The 542-nt window shown below is 26.6% G+C and carries 1 protein-coding gene; it reads left to right on the top strand.

Translation table 4 applies throughout. The features are described 5' to 3' along the window. A partial coding sequence (locus C4B24_RS05160) for a hypothetical protein (protein WP_168388395.1) occupies positions 1 to 381 on the top strand: 381 nt, incomplete at its 5' end. Positions 382 to 542 lie beyond the last annotated feature (161 nt).

Below are 542 nucleotides of genomic sequence, written 5' to 3'. Positions count from 1 at the left end.
ACTATTGGTAGTTCAGGAATAATTATTAATATTTCTAAAACTTCTTTTGGTAAAAAGATGCTTAGTCAATATCATTTTAAAAATGATGAAATAATGGGAGTATCTTTACCAATTGAACTTTCTGGTCAAGATTTAAGAAATGCTGCGGGTGAACAACTTGTAGAACTTTTGAAAAAACTTGAAAAAACAAATGGTATCAAAGTTATTAATATTTCAGAAAATGGCAGAAAATATATATCAAACAATAATTTTTTCGATTATACAAGTACCACTGCACCAGGAAAGAATGATCCTGCTATTGCTAAATACACATCTATTAATTCAACACTGGGTACATATATTTCAGAAGAACTTTGAAATGAATTATTTGGTAAATGGTAAAAATTAATTTTATTGTGATTAGTTAAATTTGGAGATAAAATTGAATCTCTTATTTTCTTATGTCAAATATCTAAATTTAAAAAGGAGAAAAAATGAAAATTAAAAAAATTACAATGGGTTCACTTACAACCCTTGCAACAATAGCAATTCCAGTTGCCACA

Source organism: Mycoplasma marinum (genome assembly GCF_004335975.1).
In the GTDB taxonomy this organism is placed as follows: Bacteria; Bacillota_I; Bacilli_A; order Mycoplasmatales; family Metamycoplasmataceae; genus Mycoplasma_K; species Mycoplasma_K marinum.
This window is presented reverse-complemented; position numbering and strand designations above follow the sequence as displayed.